The sequence below is a fragment of the Glaesserella parasuis genome, from assembly GCF_002015085.1.
GTDB lineage: Bacteria > Pseudomonadota > Gammaproteobacteria > Enterobacterales > Pasteurellaceae > Glaesserella > Glaesserella parasuis.
The window spans coordinates 24,406-38,127 of the sequence record NZ_MUXW01000002.1; the positions used below are offsets into that span (position 1 = coordinate 24,406).

17 protein-coding genes and 3 pseudogenes are annotated in these 13,722 nt (G+C 40.4%); 8 read left to right on the top strand and 12 right to left on the bottom strand.

Annotation, left to right across the window (positions count from 1 at the left end; translation table 11 throughout):
* Positions 1 to 66: 66 nt before the first annotated feature.
* The 4 genes from B0183_RS01155 to B0183_RS01170 all read right to left on the bottom strand — a co-directional run bounded on the left by B0183_RS01155 (position 67) and on the right by B0183_RS01170 (position 2,243).
* Complete coding sequence (locus B0183_RS01155; protein WP_035522972.1) at positions 67 to 1,122, bottom strand: hypothetical protein; 1,056 nt, start codon at positions 1,120 to 1,122, stop codon at positions 67 to 69.
* A gap of 19 nt (positions 1,123 to 1,141) precedes the next feature.
* Positions 1,142 to 1,357, bottom strand: a complete 216-nt coding sequence (locus B0183_RS01160) for an excalibur calcium-binding domain-containing protein (RefSeq protein WP_078208207.1) — start codon at positions 1,355 to 1,357, stop codon at positions 1,142 to 1,144.
* A gap of 109 nt (positions 1,358 to 1,466) precedes the next feature.
* Positions 1,467 to 1,865, bottom strand: a complete 399-nt coding sequence (locus tag B0183_RS01165; protein ID WP_131826756.1) for a hypothetical protein — start codon at positions 1,863 to 1,865, stop codon at positions 1,467 to 1,469.
* Between the two features lie 33 nt (positions 1,866 to 1,898).
* Complete coding sequence (locus tag B0183_RS01170) at positions 1,899 to 2,243, bottom strand: helix-turn-helix domain-containing protein (protein ID WP_078208209.1); 345 nt, start codon at positions 2,241 to 2,243, stop codon at positions 1,899 to 1,901.
* Positions 2,244 to 2,341: 98 nt separating this feature from the next.
* Between B0183_RS01170 and B0183_RS01175 the strand changes: the two genes are divergently transcribed.
* The 6 genes and pseudogenes from B0183_RS01175 to ggt form a co-directional block, all read left to right on the top strand.
* On the top strand, positions 2,342 to 2,536 hold the full coding sequence (locus B0183_RS01175; protein WP_071610387.1) for a DNA-binding protein: 195 nt from the start codon (positions 2,342 to 2,344) through the stop codon (positions 2,534 to 2,536).
* A gap of 111 nt (positions 2,537 to 2,647) precedes the next feature.
* Positions 2,648 to 2,818 (top strand): hypothetical protein, encoded by a 171-nt coding sequence (locus B0183_RS12225; RefSeq protein ID WP_164681667.1) that lies wholly within the window; start codon positions 2,648 to 2,650, stop codon positions 2,816 to 2,818.
* Complete coding sequence (locus B0183_RS01180) at positions 2,815 to 3,117, top strand: helix-turn-helix domain-containing protein (protein WP_041639451.1); 303 nt, start codon at positions 2,815 to 2,817, stop codon at positions 3,115 to 3,117. Before B0183_RS12225 ends, B0183_RS01180 begins: the two co-directional genes overlap by 4 nt.
* A gap of 57 nt (positions 3,118 to 3,174) precedes the next feature.
* Positions 3,175 to 4,026 carry a DUF3102 domain-containing protein gene (locus B0183_RS01185; RefSeq protein WP_078208210.1) on the top strand — a complete coding sequence of 284 codons (852 nt, stop codon included), beginning with the start codon at positions 3,175 to 3,177 and terminating at the stop codon, positions 4,024 to 4,026.
* 11 nt (positions 4,027 to 4,037) lie between these two features.
* A pseudogene (locus B0183_RS01190) lies at positions 4,038 to 4,859 on the top strand (transposase family protein); the annotation flags it as partial.
* Positions 4,859 to 5,875: pseudogene (ggt, locus tag B0183_RS01195) on the top strand (gamma-glutamyltransferase); the annotation flags it as partial. The pseudogenes B0183_RS01190 and ggt, both read left to right, overlap by 1 nt.
* A 305-nt stretch (positions 5,876 to 6,180) precedes the next feature.
* Here ggt and B0183_RS13075 read toward each other — a convergent pair.
* Both B0183_RS13075 and B0183_RS01205 read right to left on the bottom strand, forming a co-directional pair.
* The gene (locus tag B0183_RS13075) at positions 6,181 to 6,738 is read right to left on the bottom strand and encodes an IS256 family transposase, variant Zn-binding type (RefSeq protein WP_415578947.1); all 558 of its coding nucleotides are present in this window, start codon (positions 6,736 to 6,738) and stop codon (positions 6,181 to 6,183) included.
* 133 nt (positions 6,739 to 6,871) lie between these two features.
* Positions 6,872 to 7,430, bottom strand: a pseudogene (locus B0183_RS01205) (LOG family protein).
* 63 nt (positions 7,431 to 7,493) lie between these two features.
* On the opposite strand from B0183_RS01205, the gene B0183_RS01210 reads away from it, so the two are divergent.
* Positions 7,494 to 7,814, top strand: a complete 321-nt coding sequence (locus tag B0183_RS01210) for a MazG nucleotide pyrophosphohydrolase domain-containing protein (RefSeq protein ID WP_021113014.1) — start codon at positions 7,494 to 7,496, stop codon at positions 7,812 to 7,814.
* 57 nt (positions 7,815 to 7,871) lie between these two features.
* Here the strand turns inward: B0183_RS01210 and B0183_RS01215 are convergent, their stop codons facing one another.
* Entirely contained in the window at positions 7,872 to 9,221 is a 1,350-nt protein-coding gene (locus B0183_RS01215) for a GntP family permease (RefSeq protein WP_078208212.1), read from the bottom strand.
* A gap of 195 nt (positions 9,222 to 9,416) precedes the next feature.
* Between B0183_RS01215 and B0183_RS01220 the strand changes: the two genes are divergently transcribed.
* Positions 9,417 to 9,932 (top strand): gluconokinase, encoded by a 516-nt coding sequence (locus B0183_RS01220; protein WP_021114465.1) that lies wholly within the window; start codon positions 9,417 to 9,419, stop codon positions 9,930 to 9,932.
* On the opposite strand, the gene gntR is transcribed toward B0183_RS01220, so the two are convergent.
* The 5 genes from gntR to napG form a co-directional block, all read right to left on the bottom strand.
* Positions 9,929 to 10,930, bottom strand: coding sequence for a gluconate operon transcriptional repressor GntR (gene gntR / locus B0183_RS01225; RefSeq protein ID WP_021113015.1), 1,002 nt, complete (start codon positions 10,928 to 10,930; stop codon positions 9,929 to 9,931). The genes B0183_RS01220 and gntR overlap by 4 nt on opposite strands.
* 134 nt (positions 10,931 to 11,064) lie before the next feature.
* The gene (locus B0183_RS01230) at positions 11,065 to 11,655 is read right to left on the bottom strand and encodes a cytochrome c3 family protein (RefSeq protein ID WP_005714264.1); all 591 of its coding nucleotides are present in this window, start codon (positions 11,653 to 11,655) and stop codon (positions 11,065 to 11,067) included.
* Positions 11,655 to 12,083, bottom strand: a complete 429-nt coding sequence (locus B0183_RS01235; RefSeq protein WP_021118590.1) for a nitrate reductase cytochrome c-type subunit — start codon at positions 12,081 to 12,083, stop codon at positions 11,655 to 11,657. The genes B0183_RS01230 and B0183_RS01235 overlap by 1 nt, the downstream gene beginning before the upstream one ends.
* On the bottom strand, positions 12,080 to 12,949 hold the full coding sequence (gene napH, locus B0183_RS01240; RefSeq protein ID WP_021118591.1) for a quinol dehydrogenase ferredoxin subunit NapH: 870 nt from the start codon (positions 12,947 to 12,949) through the stop codon (positions 12,080 to 12,082). The genes B0183_RS01235 and napH overlap by 4 nt, the downstream gene beginning before the upstream one ends.
* Positions 12,949 to 13,707 carry a ferredoxin-type protein NapG gene (gene napG / locus B0183_RS01245; RefSeq protein WP_021111829.1) on the bottom strand — a complete coding sequence of 253 codons (759 nt, stop codon included), beginning with the start codon at positions 13,705 to 13,707 and terminating at the stop codon, positions 12,949 to 12,951. Before napG ends, napH begins: the two co-directional genes overlap by 1 nt.
* Positions 13,708 to 13,722: the final 15 nt, after the last annotated feature.

The following is a 13,722-nucleotide window of genomic DNA, read 5'->3' on the forward strand; positions in this document are numbered from 1 at the left end:
AAGGTTTAACTTCACAACGGAGTTTAGGGGATTAAGAGAGAAAGTGATTTTAAACTGGTTTAAGGATTATTTAGTCGATTTGTGTAAAACAGCCTTAATGACGACAACATCATAAATTGTGCCATTGGCAACTTTCTGTTTCGCATTAATATCTAATGCGACAGGGCGTTTTTCAAAGGTTGCGGTTTCAATGGCTTTTTTGTATTGGCTTTGGAAAGTGTTGTCTTGCACTTCTGCAATTAATTCCTGACCGCTTGCTTCATTACGAATGCTAACTTTGAAGCCTGTATCTAATTCTGTATTGACATTTAAAATACGATACATTCCATCGAGGCGAATTTCTTCAAATTCACGTGCAGGCGACAGACGTTGTTTTTTCGCCAACTCTTTTGCTTGTTCGCCAGTGACTTCAACGCCTTGGATATTGATTTTTTCCGCATCACTGGCTTGTTTAAAGAATTCTCGCTTAGTTTCTTTCGCTTCAATCGCAATTTCTTCCAGCTCAGGTTTTTGTTCGACCAGTTGGCGAATAAGTTCACGGTTTTCTTTTTGATGCTCAGCCAAAACGTCTAATGTTTTTTCATTAAGTTCTACTAGTTTTGCTGTCGTATCTGACTGAGCCTGAGCTTCTCGTTCTGCTTGTTTATCGTCGAGAAACATTTTATAAGCATCTGTACCAAAATAACACAGAAGCCCAAACAACAATGTGATCATCAAATGCTTACTAGTCATCTTTGAAATCAACCCTGTTAAAACATTTCCCCAATCAATGTTTTCTCCATCAAACTTAGACGAACCTTGACTAACTTTAATAATGAGTTCTAAGTCTTTCTTTTCATCATCACTTAAACGATGTTTACTATCAGCGTAAACTGCTAACGCATAGGCTTTATATAAACCATCTTGCAATTTCAAGAAAGCCTTCATAATTGAAGGTGTAATTGTGGACTGATATTTTTCGCCTGTCAATTTTACTTGAACTTTTGGCCACCCTTCAAATTGCACGTGTAACTTAGACACATCATTGCCAAGTTCAGTTTCATAGATTTGGCGCAAAAAATCATAAGCATCTTGTTCATTACGAATAATGATATTTTGTAATTCTGATTGTTGTTCTGTCATTTCATTCCCTCAGGTTAATTTATCCATTCTTTTTCTTCTTCCCACCGCACAAACTCTCACAAGGTATGCCGTCTTTATCGCGGTCGAGGCTACTGACACCACATTGGGTGAGGTGGAAACGAGCTTCTTCACAGCTGTCCATTTGGCTACAGGTACGTTTGCTACAAGTAAATGTTTGAGCAAAGGCAAAGGTGGCAACGCCTGCCACCAATAATGTAATAAGGAGCTTTTTCATAGATTGATCCCTATTCAGCAAACCCAGCAGATGACATTACACCGGTATAAGAACTTATGCTGACAGAGTATTTTTTACCGTTGAAAATGAATTCTTGCATAGTATTCTCCTAAAATTTAGCAAGGGCTTTTTCTAATTTTTTAGCAGTTTCGGGTGTCATTTTTTCGTTAAGTTGTAGCACGACCAAACCTTTTGGCGATTGGTAGTAATATGAACCACCGAATGCTTTTAAAGCATCAAAATAGACATAAAGTGGATCGCATAATTTTTTCTCATCACAAATAAACACTTGACCGCCCTTTGGTGCTATCTCAGGTGTTGAAAAGGCAAAACGTACAGCATAGCTATTTGGCAGTGGTGATTTAGTATCACGTTCTAGTGTTCTAACATCATTAATTTCTACTCCCGTAGATTTTAATTCTGCAACTACAGTTTCTCGTGTTGGTTTTTCATCTCCACAAGCAACTAATGCGAATACAGATAATGTAAGTGCAAGTAATTTTTTCATTTTGGTTTCCTTCTGTTGTGTTAATAAAATCATCTACGCTGCTTGACGAGCCGTAAGTGCCGCCGTCGCCGCCAAGGCTTTTGCGGTTTTCTCTATGGCTTCTTTGCCTTGTTCGTTGCTTTCTCGGTAGTCTTCAAGGAGTGCATTTTCTGTTTCGGTTAAAGGTATTGTTCTAACGCCTGAAAATAAATACCCAATATCTACACCAATCTCAGCCAATGAGAACAAAACTTCACTTCCTGCCAAAGCTATACCTCGTTCGTATTTACCCCACATTTCACGAGAAACGTTGCATTTACTAGCTATTTCAGCCTGTGTCAGCCCTAAACGGGTTCGTTCATTTTTTAATCGAACAGACAAAAGAGAACTATTATTCACAATTTACCCTTGACTTTGAGAACTTAAGTTCTCATAATGTAGTTAAAAGATTGATTAAAGATTTAATCAATTATAACGCAACAAGGAGCATAAAACCAATGCAACAAACAGTAAAAACGCCGAGTGAAGTAAAGGCAATGTTCAGGGCAAAAGGAGAAACTTTTGCGCAATGGGCAAGGGAGAATGGCTATGACCCAACTCACGTATCTCGTGTACTTAATGGCACGATTAAAGCGAGTTATGGCAAGTCCCACGAGATTGCCGTGAAACTTGGCTTAAAAGCCGCTGCGTAAGTCAGCTTAAACCTTACTTGCTCTTTAACAATTTGGTAGATCCTAAAGCGATGTTTTTTTGTAAAACCATAGCGGAATAGCACCGCTTGTAAAACGAATAGGAGAAAGAAGATGAAACAAATTTTAGTGAAATTCGCCACGGCGTTTTTAAACCGCCAAGGCTATATCGTTAAACCCAAAGCAGAATATCAATTAGTGCCTGATTTTATTTTACGTATGCAGGCAAAACAGGTTAAACCGCTTGAACCTTATGATTGGGCGGAGGAAGGAGAAACAAAATGAGCGAGAAAATCAACAGTACACAGCGTGCGTTGCGGATTTTAAAAGCCTTGAAAGGCAGAACCTTAACAGGGTTAAGCAATAAGGAATTAGCCGACCGATTAAATGAAAGCCCTGTGAACATTACACGTTCATTACAGGCGTTAATTGCGGAAGGGTTGGTGGTGAAACTGGAAGAAACAGGACGCTTTGCCTTAAGTATTCAGATGTTACAGATTGCCGTTACCCACCAGCGTGATACGGAAAAAATGCAAGCCCGAATGGCTGAAATGGATCAGCGAGTGAATGCTGGGGCATTTTAAATGGGTCGCCAGCGACCCATTTGAACGAATTAAATTATAGAAAAAGGATCATAAAAAATGACAGAAACAACCGAAAAATCGACCGCACTTTCGAACGAAACTTACCTACGCCACAGTATGGCGATTATGGATAAATGGGGTAACGGCGAAGTCTTTGATAAAAAAATCATCGTTGATAGAGCTAAACATTGTCAACAAGCGATTACAGGGCAAATGTTAGAACTAGGGCGAGCATTAATTATTCTCAAAGAACATTTGGCACATGGCGAATTTATTACGACGGTAGAAGATGAATTAGGGATGAGCCGCCATACAGCTAAGAAATTTATGCAAGCCACGCTGAAATTCTGCGGCGAAGGCTTGCAAGATACCACGCCGAAGTTGGTGCAGCTAGGTAAATCGAAGTTATTAGAGCTGGTCACGCAAGATGATGACGATTTGAAAGAACTCGCCGAAGGCGGCACGGTGGCAGGTTTAAAGCTAGATGAAATTGACCGAATGACCCGTGATGAATTGCGTAAGGCGTTGCGTAAAGCGCGAGAAGATAAAGATGCGATGGCGAAAGTGCTTGCCAATAAAGATGAAAAAATCAACCGCCTTGATGTGGATTTGGCAAAAAAACAGAAACTGATTGAAACTCAAACCCCTGAACAGCGTGGCGGTGTGTTACGCGAAGAAACGGCAGGAATTAGCTATAAAGCCGAAGCCATTTTGCGTGGGCAAGTGTTTCAAGCCTTTGAATCCTTGCAAGCCCACCAAGCAGAAACAGGTATTGACCATCGCCAATTTATGAGTGGTGTGCTGGCGGAATATCAGTTGATTTTGAGTGAGCTTCAGCAACATTTCCAGCTTGATGATAGCCCAAGTGGTTCAGATTTGCCTGAATGGGCAAGAGATGATGCGGAGTAAGGATAGATGCAATGGCAATACTACCGAGCGTTCTCGCCCAATATGCCGAGTGTGTGGAGAAAGCAGGCTTTGGCGAGAAGGAGAAAATTATTGAAGAAGGTTGCAACAAAACAGGGCTAAGCCGAGCGACTTTCTTGCGTCAAATTAAGCCTTACCGCCCTGCAAGCGGTCGCAAAGTGCGGTCGGATAAGGGGAAGCACCAAATGGATAATGCAGAACTTGAAGTGATTAGTGCGGCTTGGTTACAGCTACGGCGTAAAAACGGCAAAACAATGGCAACGCTGGAACGAGTGTTAGATATTTTACGAGCTAACCATAAAGTAAAAGCGGAGTTCTTGGATTGTCAAACAGGGGAAATTCGCCCTTATTCCGCCACCAGTGTGGAGCGTGCGTTACGCAATGCCAATATGCACCCCGACCAGTTATTACGTCCTGCCCCTGTGGTACAAATGCAAAGCCGACACCCGAACCACGTTTGGCAAATCGACCCGTCTTTATGTGTGTTGTATTACTTAAAGGAAACGGGCAAAGGCAATGGGTTGTGCATTATGGAGCAAGAAGAGTTTTACAAAAATAAGCCTGCCAATGTGGCTAAAGTTGAACCGCAACGGGTGTGGCGATATGTGATTACCGACCACGCAAGCGGTGTGATTTATGTGGAATATGTCTATGGGGGTGAAACAGCGGAAAACGTGAGCCAGTGTTTTATCAATGCCATTCAGCCGAAAGCCCATAAATCCGAGCCATTTTATGGTGTGCCGAAAATCTTAATGTTTGACCGAGGCACGGCGAATACTTCGCAAATGTTTACGCATTTACTCAATCAGTTAGATTCTATGAAGGCGACATTGCGAAAAAGATTGTTGCTGAGATGGAGAAACATAATGGATTGATCACCTTAGATGACATGAAAGGTTATCAAGCCGTCGAACGTAAACCGATTACTGGTGAATATCGAGGATACAAAATTGTGACAATGCCACCGCCAAGCTCAGGTGGGATTCACTTAGTACAAATCCTCAATATGTTAGAAAACTACCCATTAAATGAATTTGGTTCTAATAGCGCCAAAACGATTCACCATCTCGCTGAAACAATGAAATTGGCTTATGCCGATCGCTCTGAATATTTAGGTGACCCAGATTTTGTAAAAGTTCCTGCGAAAGGGTTAACCTCTAAAGAATATGCAAAATCACTCATCCAAGGTATTGATGAAGAAAAAGCACGCCCAGCATCTGATATCAAACCAGGACAACCACAATCTTACGAGAGTGATCAAACCACCCATTATTCCGTGATGGATAAAGAAGGTAATGCTGTAGCAGTCACTTATACGTTAAATCTCAATTTCGGTAGTGGTATTGTTGCCGAAGGAACAGGAATTCTTCTGAATAATGAAATGGATGACTTCTCGGCTAAACCTGGTGTTGCCAATGCCTTTGGTTTAATTGGTGGAGATGCCAATGCTGTCGAAGGAAAAAAACGCCCACTTTCTTCTATGACACCAACCTTAGTTCTGAAAGAGGATAAACCATGGTTAGTGACTGGTAGCCCTGGCGGTGCTCGTATCATTACCACGGTGTTACAAAGTATTTTAAACACCGTTGATCATGGAATGAACCCAGCTGAAGCGATTGTAACTCCTCGCGTACACCATCAATGGTTACCTGATGAGTTACGCATTGAGGAAGGAATTAGTCCTGATACCCTCAAACTCTTGGAGCAAAAAGGTCATAAAATTAATGTCAAAGCTCCTATGGGAAGAATTCAGATTATCCAAGCGAGAGAAGATGGATTTTATGGCTACTCTGATCCGAGAAATCCAGATGGTAGAACCATTGGTTTCTAATGTCTATCTATAAAAAGGGCATAGTAGACAAAATAGTTGCTAATTTCGTGAAAACTACGCCTATATGACAAAGTGGTTGCTAATGAATATTTTAATTATTCTTAGCAACTCTTTTTATTTAAAAAATCCTTTATAAACATAATCTTATGTTTTTTTCATTAATCCTGTATGATGCGATAATTTTTCCTTTAGTTGCCCAAATAAGTTTTCAAGTCTATTTGTCGTTTTTTCGATATTTAAATCGCCATGCTTTTCATAGGTAAATAGATAATCCATATAACGTTTAAAACTATGATAAGCACTTCTTACATTCCGATGTTTATAAGGATAATAGCCCTTTTCATTCGGTAATGGCACATTTGCGTCGGTGTATCCAATAAATCTTTCAATATACCCCGTCTGCCGTCGCAGGTAATTGATTGAATGTTATGGCCTTTCATACGAAGTGAATTGAACGCTATCCTGTAATAAACATCTTTTTCCGTTTTGATGGCACGATGGTAAACCACCTTTTTAGAAAGCGAATCCATCAGGAGTAAAATACCAAATTCACGACCAAAAAAGGTGGTATCCGCAATAATATTTAAATCACGTAATTGTGGTGGATTTAATACTGTTTTAGGGGCTTTTTCGATATATCTTTGAATCGTTCTGATTGAACAATGATATTTTTCGGCAAGTTGTTTATAGGTTTGTTTTCCTATTGAATAATCATTCCAAATACTTATTGGATTTAATTTCTTTTTAAGGGTAAATGTTTTATTGCAAGCATTACATTTATAGCGTTGAATATTATTTCTTATACCATGCTTGCGAATGTCGCTACTGTGGCAAAAATGACATTTTTTTGGTTCATAATTCAAAAAAGTGGCTTAAAGCCCGTAATATAAGACTTTAAGCCACTTTTTAGCAACCATTTTGTATACTATGCCATTTTTCCCTCTCGAGAAACATTAGCCTGCCTATAAAGAAAACTGTTAAATATCTCCCAGACAATTAATATACTCTCACTTTTGGTGGAGTATAACTTTGAATAAAACTTTCAATTTCTACCAAATTATCTGAAAACAGTGTTTTGTTTCTATCCGCTTGAGTGAGAAAGCCTTGTTTTACCATATTGTCAAAAAAGGCTTTTAAATCATCATAATAGCCATCACTATTAAACAAAATACACGGATTGGGGTTTTGACCAATTCTCGCCCACGAGATCACTTCAACGATTTCTTCTAAAGTACCCGGTCCGCCTGCTAACGCAATATAAGCGTCACCTAATTCTATCATTTTGCTCTTACGTTCAGGCATAGAGTTGACGGTTATCATCTGCGTCAAGCCCTTATGTGCCAATTCTCTTTCCTGTAAAAAGGTTGGCATAATACCAATCACTTCACCACCATTTTCCAACACAGTATTTGCTAATAAGCCCATCAAACCCTCATTACCGCCACCATAGACTAACGTATGTTGATGTTCTGCAATCCATTTACCCAATTCAAGTCGCTTGTTGGTGAGCCAAATTATTCCCGACACTTGCTCCGCAATAGACGGTTATTTTCATTTCTTTTTCTTCCTATTTTGTTAAAGTAGTGACAGATGGTAACAAATAATCAGAGAGAACAAAATGCACTTTCAAGAATATCAAAAATGGGTGAGAGAATTTTATCAACTGCAGAATTGGTACGAGCGAGATGTTTTTCGTCGCCTTGCTTATCTGACTGAGGAAATTGGCGAGGTTGCCTGTGCCGTGCGTGCTATTGAGATTGGTCGAGAGCGTCCTGATGAAATTGAGCAAGATGCCTTACAGAAAAAAGAAAACTTAATTGAAGAATTGGGCGATGTGTTTGATAACTTATTTATCTTAGCGGATAAATACGATATTGCGATTGAAGATGTGATTGCTAGACATCAACAAAAATTTACTAAACGTTATCGTGGGGAATAAACAAGCGGTGAGATTTGCAAAAAATTTTGCAGATTTCACCGCTTGTCACATCAATAACTAAAGTAAAATACTACCAATATAAGCAATAATAAAGCCTACAACACCGATAGAGGTTTCAAGGGCTGTCCAAGTTTTTAAAGTTGTTTTCTCATCCATTTCTAGGAAACGGCTTACGAGCCAGAAACCCGAATCGTTTACGTGAGAAAGAACTGTCGCACCAGAAGCAATAGAAATCACAATAAAGCAGAGATCAAATTGAGTTAGGCTTGTATCTGCTGCAACCATTGGTGCAATTAATGCTGCCGTTGTGGTTAATGCGACTGTTGCAGAACCTTGTGCAACACGGAAAGTCGTTGCAATAATAAATGCCGCTACAATAATTGGCATACCAGTATCTGACATTAAAACAGAGAGTTCGTCACCAATACCACTTGCACGGAGCACGCCACCAAACATACCACCAGCCCCTGTTACTAGAATAATAGAGCAGATTGGTCCTAAAGCATTGTTACAAATTTTTTCAATTTGCTCATAGCTACGATTGCCTTTTAACAGCAGAATCGCAACCACCAAGGTAATCAACAAGGCAACAGGTGTTTTACCAATCAAACGTAAACTTTGAACCCAAAGGTCTGAACCATCTACCACTTTAGCAACTGTTAATGTATTCAATCCTGTATCAAATAAAATCAAGAAGATAGGTAATAACAGAATAATCAGAACACGTTTAAAGCTTGGCGGATTTTGTACCGCTGTATCATTCACGGCCAATGAATTTAAAAAGGCTTTTGGTAAATCCACATGGATACGTTTACTCACAAACATACTGAATAAGTAAGTACCAATATACCAAGTTGGAATCGCACAGATTAATCCGACAATCACCAGCAATCCCATATTAGCCCCCAGTAAATCACCAGAAGCAACAGGGCCTGGATGAGGAGGAAGGAAGGCGTGCATCACTGCAAAAGCGCCCGATGATGGTAATGCATAACGTAATACTGAACCACCAAACTGTTTTGCCACACTGAAAATAATAGGCAACATCACCACAAGTCCAGCATCAAAAAAGATAGGGAAACCAAAAAGTAAAGAGGCCACACCAAGAGCGAATGGTGCGCGTTTTTCCCCAAATTTATTGATTAAAGTATCCGCAAGGACTTTTGCTCCTCCCGTAATTTCAAGTAAGCGACCAATCATCGCCCCTAAACCTACCAATAAAGCGACAGATGCTAATGTACTACCGAAGCCACCTAACAAGGTTGGTAAAATTTTATCGACAGAGATCCCTGTCGCTAACGCAGTTAATAAACTCACAATAATTAAAGCCACAAATGCGTGCACTTTAAATTTCATAATCATCACTAGTAGCAAAATAATCGCTACAACCATCGTAAAAATTAACATATAACCCCCTAAGGCATAAATTGTTACTGGTAACATATTATTTTGTATCTAAAATGTAAACGGAATTCTCAAATTTATTTTAAATCTGTGATCTTGTTCAAATTTTGAATAAAATTTTCATAATTTAATCTATCAACGTGTTACATTATGGAAAAATTTCAGTTATCGGTAACATTTTGTTGTAGGAGAACCGTTATGTCAGAAGGGAAAGCATTTATTTTAATGGGCGTATCAAGTACAGGGAAAACCTCTATCGGGACAGAAGTCACACGCCGTTTAGGTATGAAATTGATTGATGGCGATGATCTTCATCCAAGAGCGAACATTATTAAAATGGGGAATGGCATTCCACTCAATGATCAAGACAGAGAACCTTGGCTAGAACGGATTAATGATGCGGCATTTAGCTTAGAACAGAAAAGTGAAAAAGGTATTATCGTCTGTTCTGCGTTGAAAAAAATCTATCGAGATCGTATTCGACAAGGCAACAATGATGTTAAATTTATCTTTCTAAAAGGCTCTTTTGAATTGGTGTTAGAACGTATGAAGCAACGGAAAGGGCATTATATGAAAACAGATATGCTGAAAAGCCAATTTGCGACCTTAGAAGAACCTCAGGCAGATGAAAAGGACGTGATTTTTATTGATATTGATGCACCTTTTGAAACTGTGGTAGAACGTTGTATTGACACTATCAAACCACTGCTTTAAATACTCTCTCCCAAATGAATTTGGTAGCCTAAGTTGATGATACTACTCTGCTGTGCTTCACCCTTTAGACGATTCAATAGCTCTTGGGCTGCAACTTTGCCGATCTCTAAACGGGGAGTAATGACCGTTGCTAATTGTGGGGTGAGTGATTGCCCCACATCGTGCCCATGAAAGCCTGCAATCGCCATCTCTTTTGGAACCTTAATACCTAAGCGTTGGCATTCAAATAAAGCCCCGATTGCTAAATCATCATTGGTACAGAAAATACCATCAATATCAGGATATTGTGCCAATGCCTGTTGAAGTTGCTTGGCTCCAAGCGTAAAAGAAGATGGTTCATCGGTAATCAAACTATGCGGTTCTAAATGATATTTTAGCATGGCTTGTTCATAGCCTTGCATTTTCAATTTTGTCCGTTTATCCATACGAGCAGTAAAATAAACAATATTTTTATGTCCACGACTAATCATAGTTTCAACCATAGATTGTGCTGCAGAAATATTGTCAAATCCGACCGCTTGTTGAATGCCAATTTCACTGCTATCCATGATCTCAATCACTGGAATATTCGCCACCTCTAACATCTTCAAAGTACGTTTAGAATGGTGATTTTCCGACAGAATAATGCCATCCACATTATAGGAGAGTAACGACTCAATTCGCTGTTCTTCTTTCTCTTGGCTATAACCATAGTGAGCTAACATCGTTTGATAACCTGCCTTATCCGTGACTAATTCAATACCTTTAATCACATCAGCAAAGACTTGGTTGGTTAAAGAAGGCACCAACACTCCTATGGCTCGGCTTTTTGCATTCGATAAAATATCAGGTGCTCGATTGGGAATATAGCCAAATTCTGTAATCGCTTCTGCAATTCGCAGCCCTGTTTCATGTGCGACTGCTTCTGGATTACGCAAATAACGACTGATCGTCATTTTAGTAATCCCTAAATGATCGGCAATATGTTGAAGCGTTGGGCGTTTACGTTTTGGTGCCATAAATAGAATAGATAAAAGAATAGATTACTTATTCTACTGAAATTTAAGAGAGGTTCCAATGGAGAGGCAATAAATAGAAATGATCAAGCGGTGAGATTCGCAAAAAATTTTGCAAATCTCACCGCTTGTATTCCTTATTTCTCTGAAGAGAAACCCGATTTCACCCCGTGCATATTTGGCAACTGGTGAGCAATCCCTTTATGGCAGTCAATACAAGTTTTACCTTCTTGTTCAGCCATTGCGTGCATTTTTGCCGCCACATTTTTTTGCTGAGTGAAGTCCATATCGCTGAAGTTATGGCAGTTACGGCACTCTTGTGAATTGTTGGCTTTCATTCTTGCCCATTCACGTTGAGCCATTTCTAAGCGGTGTGCTTCAAATTTCTCTTTGGTGTCCACTTTGCCTGTCAGGTGAGCAAAAACTTCACGAGATGCGACAATTTTGCGTGTCCATTTCGGAATAAATTCGTGCGGTAAGTGGCAATCTGCACAGTCCGCTTTAACACCACTGCGGTTTGAGTAGTGAGCAGATGCTCGATACTCAGGAACAACATCATTCATATGACAGCTTGAACAAAACTCTTCTGTATTAGTGTGCTCTAATGCTGTGTTAAATCCACCCCAGAATAAAATACCGCCGATCGCAGAAACGACAATGAGAAAACCGATGCCGATTTTGCTTGGCGTTTTAAACCACGTCCAAAATTTTTTGATGAGCTTAAACATTATTTACCCCCAAATGCTTTGGTCGGTTCAAATTGGTTTTCGATAATTGGATCAACATTTGCTTGTGGAACGTGGCATTGTAAGCAGAAATAACGACGTGGTGATGTGTCACCAGTCACATTGCCGTTACGATCCATAAAGTGTGTTGGGCTAATGCGGGGTGCACCTGTGGTACGATAGTTCTCTACGCCGTGACAGTTTAAACATTGGTTGGTGTTTTTGGTCACTTGGTAGCCTTTAATGCTATGTGGGATCATTGGGGGTTGGTTCACATAGCTAAGCGGTAACTTTCCTTCATCTTTTGGCATATTGTGGAAAGCAGGTTCAATCGCTTCAACACCTTTATCTGCACTTGACGGGACTTTTTCTACATTCGCAAAAGCCACACCTGTTACTGCGATTAATAATAGGGCGAGATATTTTTTCATTTTTCACTCCGTTCACGTTCAAAACGTGTTGTAAAACTAAATACATTTTCTGCACAGACATCAACGCAACGTCCGCAACTAATACAATCTTTCGATAACACTATTTGGCTATCTTCGGGTTTACCATTTAAGGGTAAGCGTAGTACCTGTGGTTCAGGGCAAACGTGGAAACAATCCATACAGCGATCGCATTTCGCACGATCAACAACCCTTACTCGTACAATGCTTTTTGCACCGATTAAACCGTAGGCTGCTCCGATTGGACAGAGATGTCCGCACCAACCGTGTTCCACAATCAATAAATCAAATAAGAAAACCGCTAACACTAACCAAAGCGTTGCACCAAGACCAAAGACGAACACTCGACCAAGTGCTGCAACGGGGTTGATCCATTCCCATAATAATGTGCCAGAAATGGCTGATCCGACTAAGATCATTGCTAAAATACCGTAACGTAATGAACGGGGTAATTTAGCGGATTGACGGATCCCAAGTTTTCGTCGTAGCCAAGCGGCACAGTCTGTGACGATATTGACAGGGCAAATCCAGCCACAGAATACCTTGCTTGCGAGTAACGCATATATTGCCACGATGATCGCTGCACCCAGTAAGGTTTTCCATTCAGGCAAATAGCCTGTTGCAAGACTTTCTGCGGTAATCAGTGGATCGGTTAAAGGGATAAGGTCAAACAGCATACTTGAGCTGTAATTCCCTTTTAAGATCCATACATTCCACATCGGACCGCTTAAGAACATTAACACTACACTGAGCTGGCTTAATCGGCGTAAAATCAAAAAGCGATAAGCACGCCACCAACCTAATTTTTGTCGGGCTTCAAGCCCTGCATCTTTCGGGGAATTTGCCATTATTTCACCCCTTCTGGCATTCGTGTTGGTAAGGAAATAATGCCTTCTGGGTTGGTTTCATCAAGCAGAGAATGCCCTGCTTTCTGTTTTTCTTCCCAACCAAGTCGGTAATGTTTGCCTAACATTCCTTTTGCCAACGACATTGGCAATACTTTGATTGCGGCTTCTTCTAACACACAGGCTTCTTCACACTTACCACACCCTGTACACGCATCGGAATGTACCGTTGGGATAAACATTGCGTGTTTACCAGTACGATCGTTGCGTTGCATTTCAAGGGTGATCGCCTTGTCAATTAACGGGCAAACCCGATAACACACATCACAACGTAAACCTTGCCAGTTCAAACAGGTTTCGTGATCAAGCAGAACGGATAAACCCATTCGAGCATCATCAATATTCGTTAAATTTGGATCTAACGCACCGCTTGGGCAAGCCTTAACACAAGGAATATCAGGACACATTTCGCACGGTTTATCACGAGCGATAAAGTAAGGTGTTCCTGCTTCCATTGGCGATAGTAATGAAGCCAAATGCAACATATCGTAAGGGCAAGCCTGTACACATTGTCCACAGCGAACACAAGCGGCAGTGAAATCTTTGTCATCGGCTAATGCACCTGGTGGACGCAGTGCCACGCCTTGTCGAGCAAGGCTTTGGTTTTGTTGTAAGGCTAAGATGATCCCCACACCACAAACACCGCCTGCCGTGCGTGTCGCATTTTTTAAAAATTGGCGACGATTTGGATCGAGTTTCAATGCCTGTTCCTTATT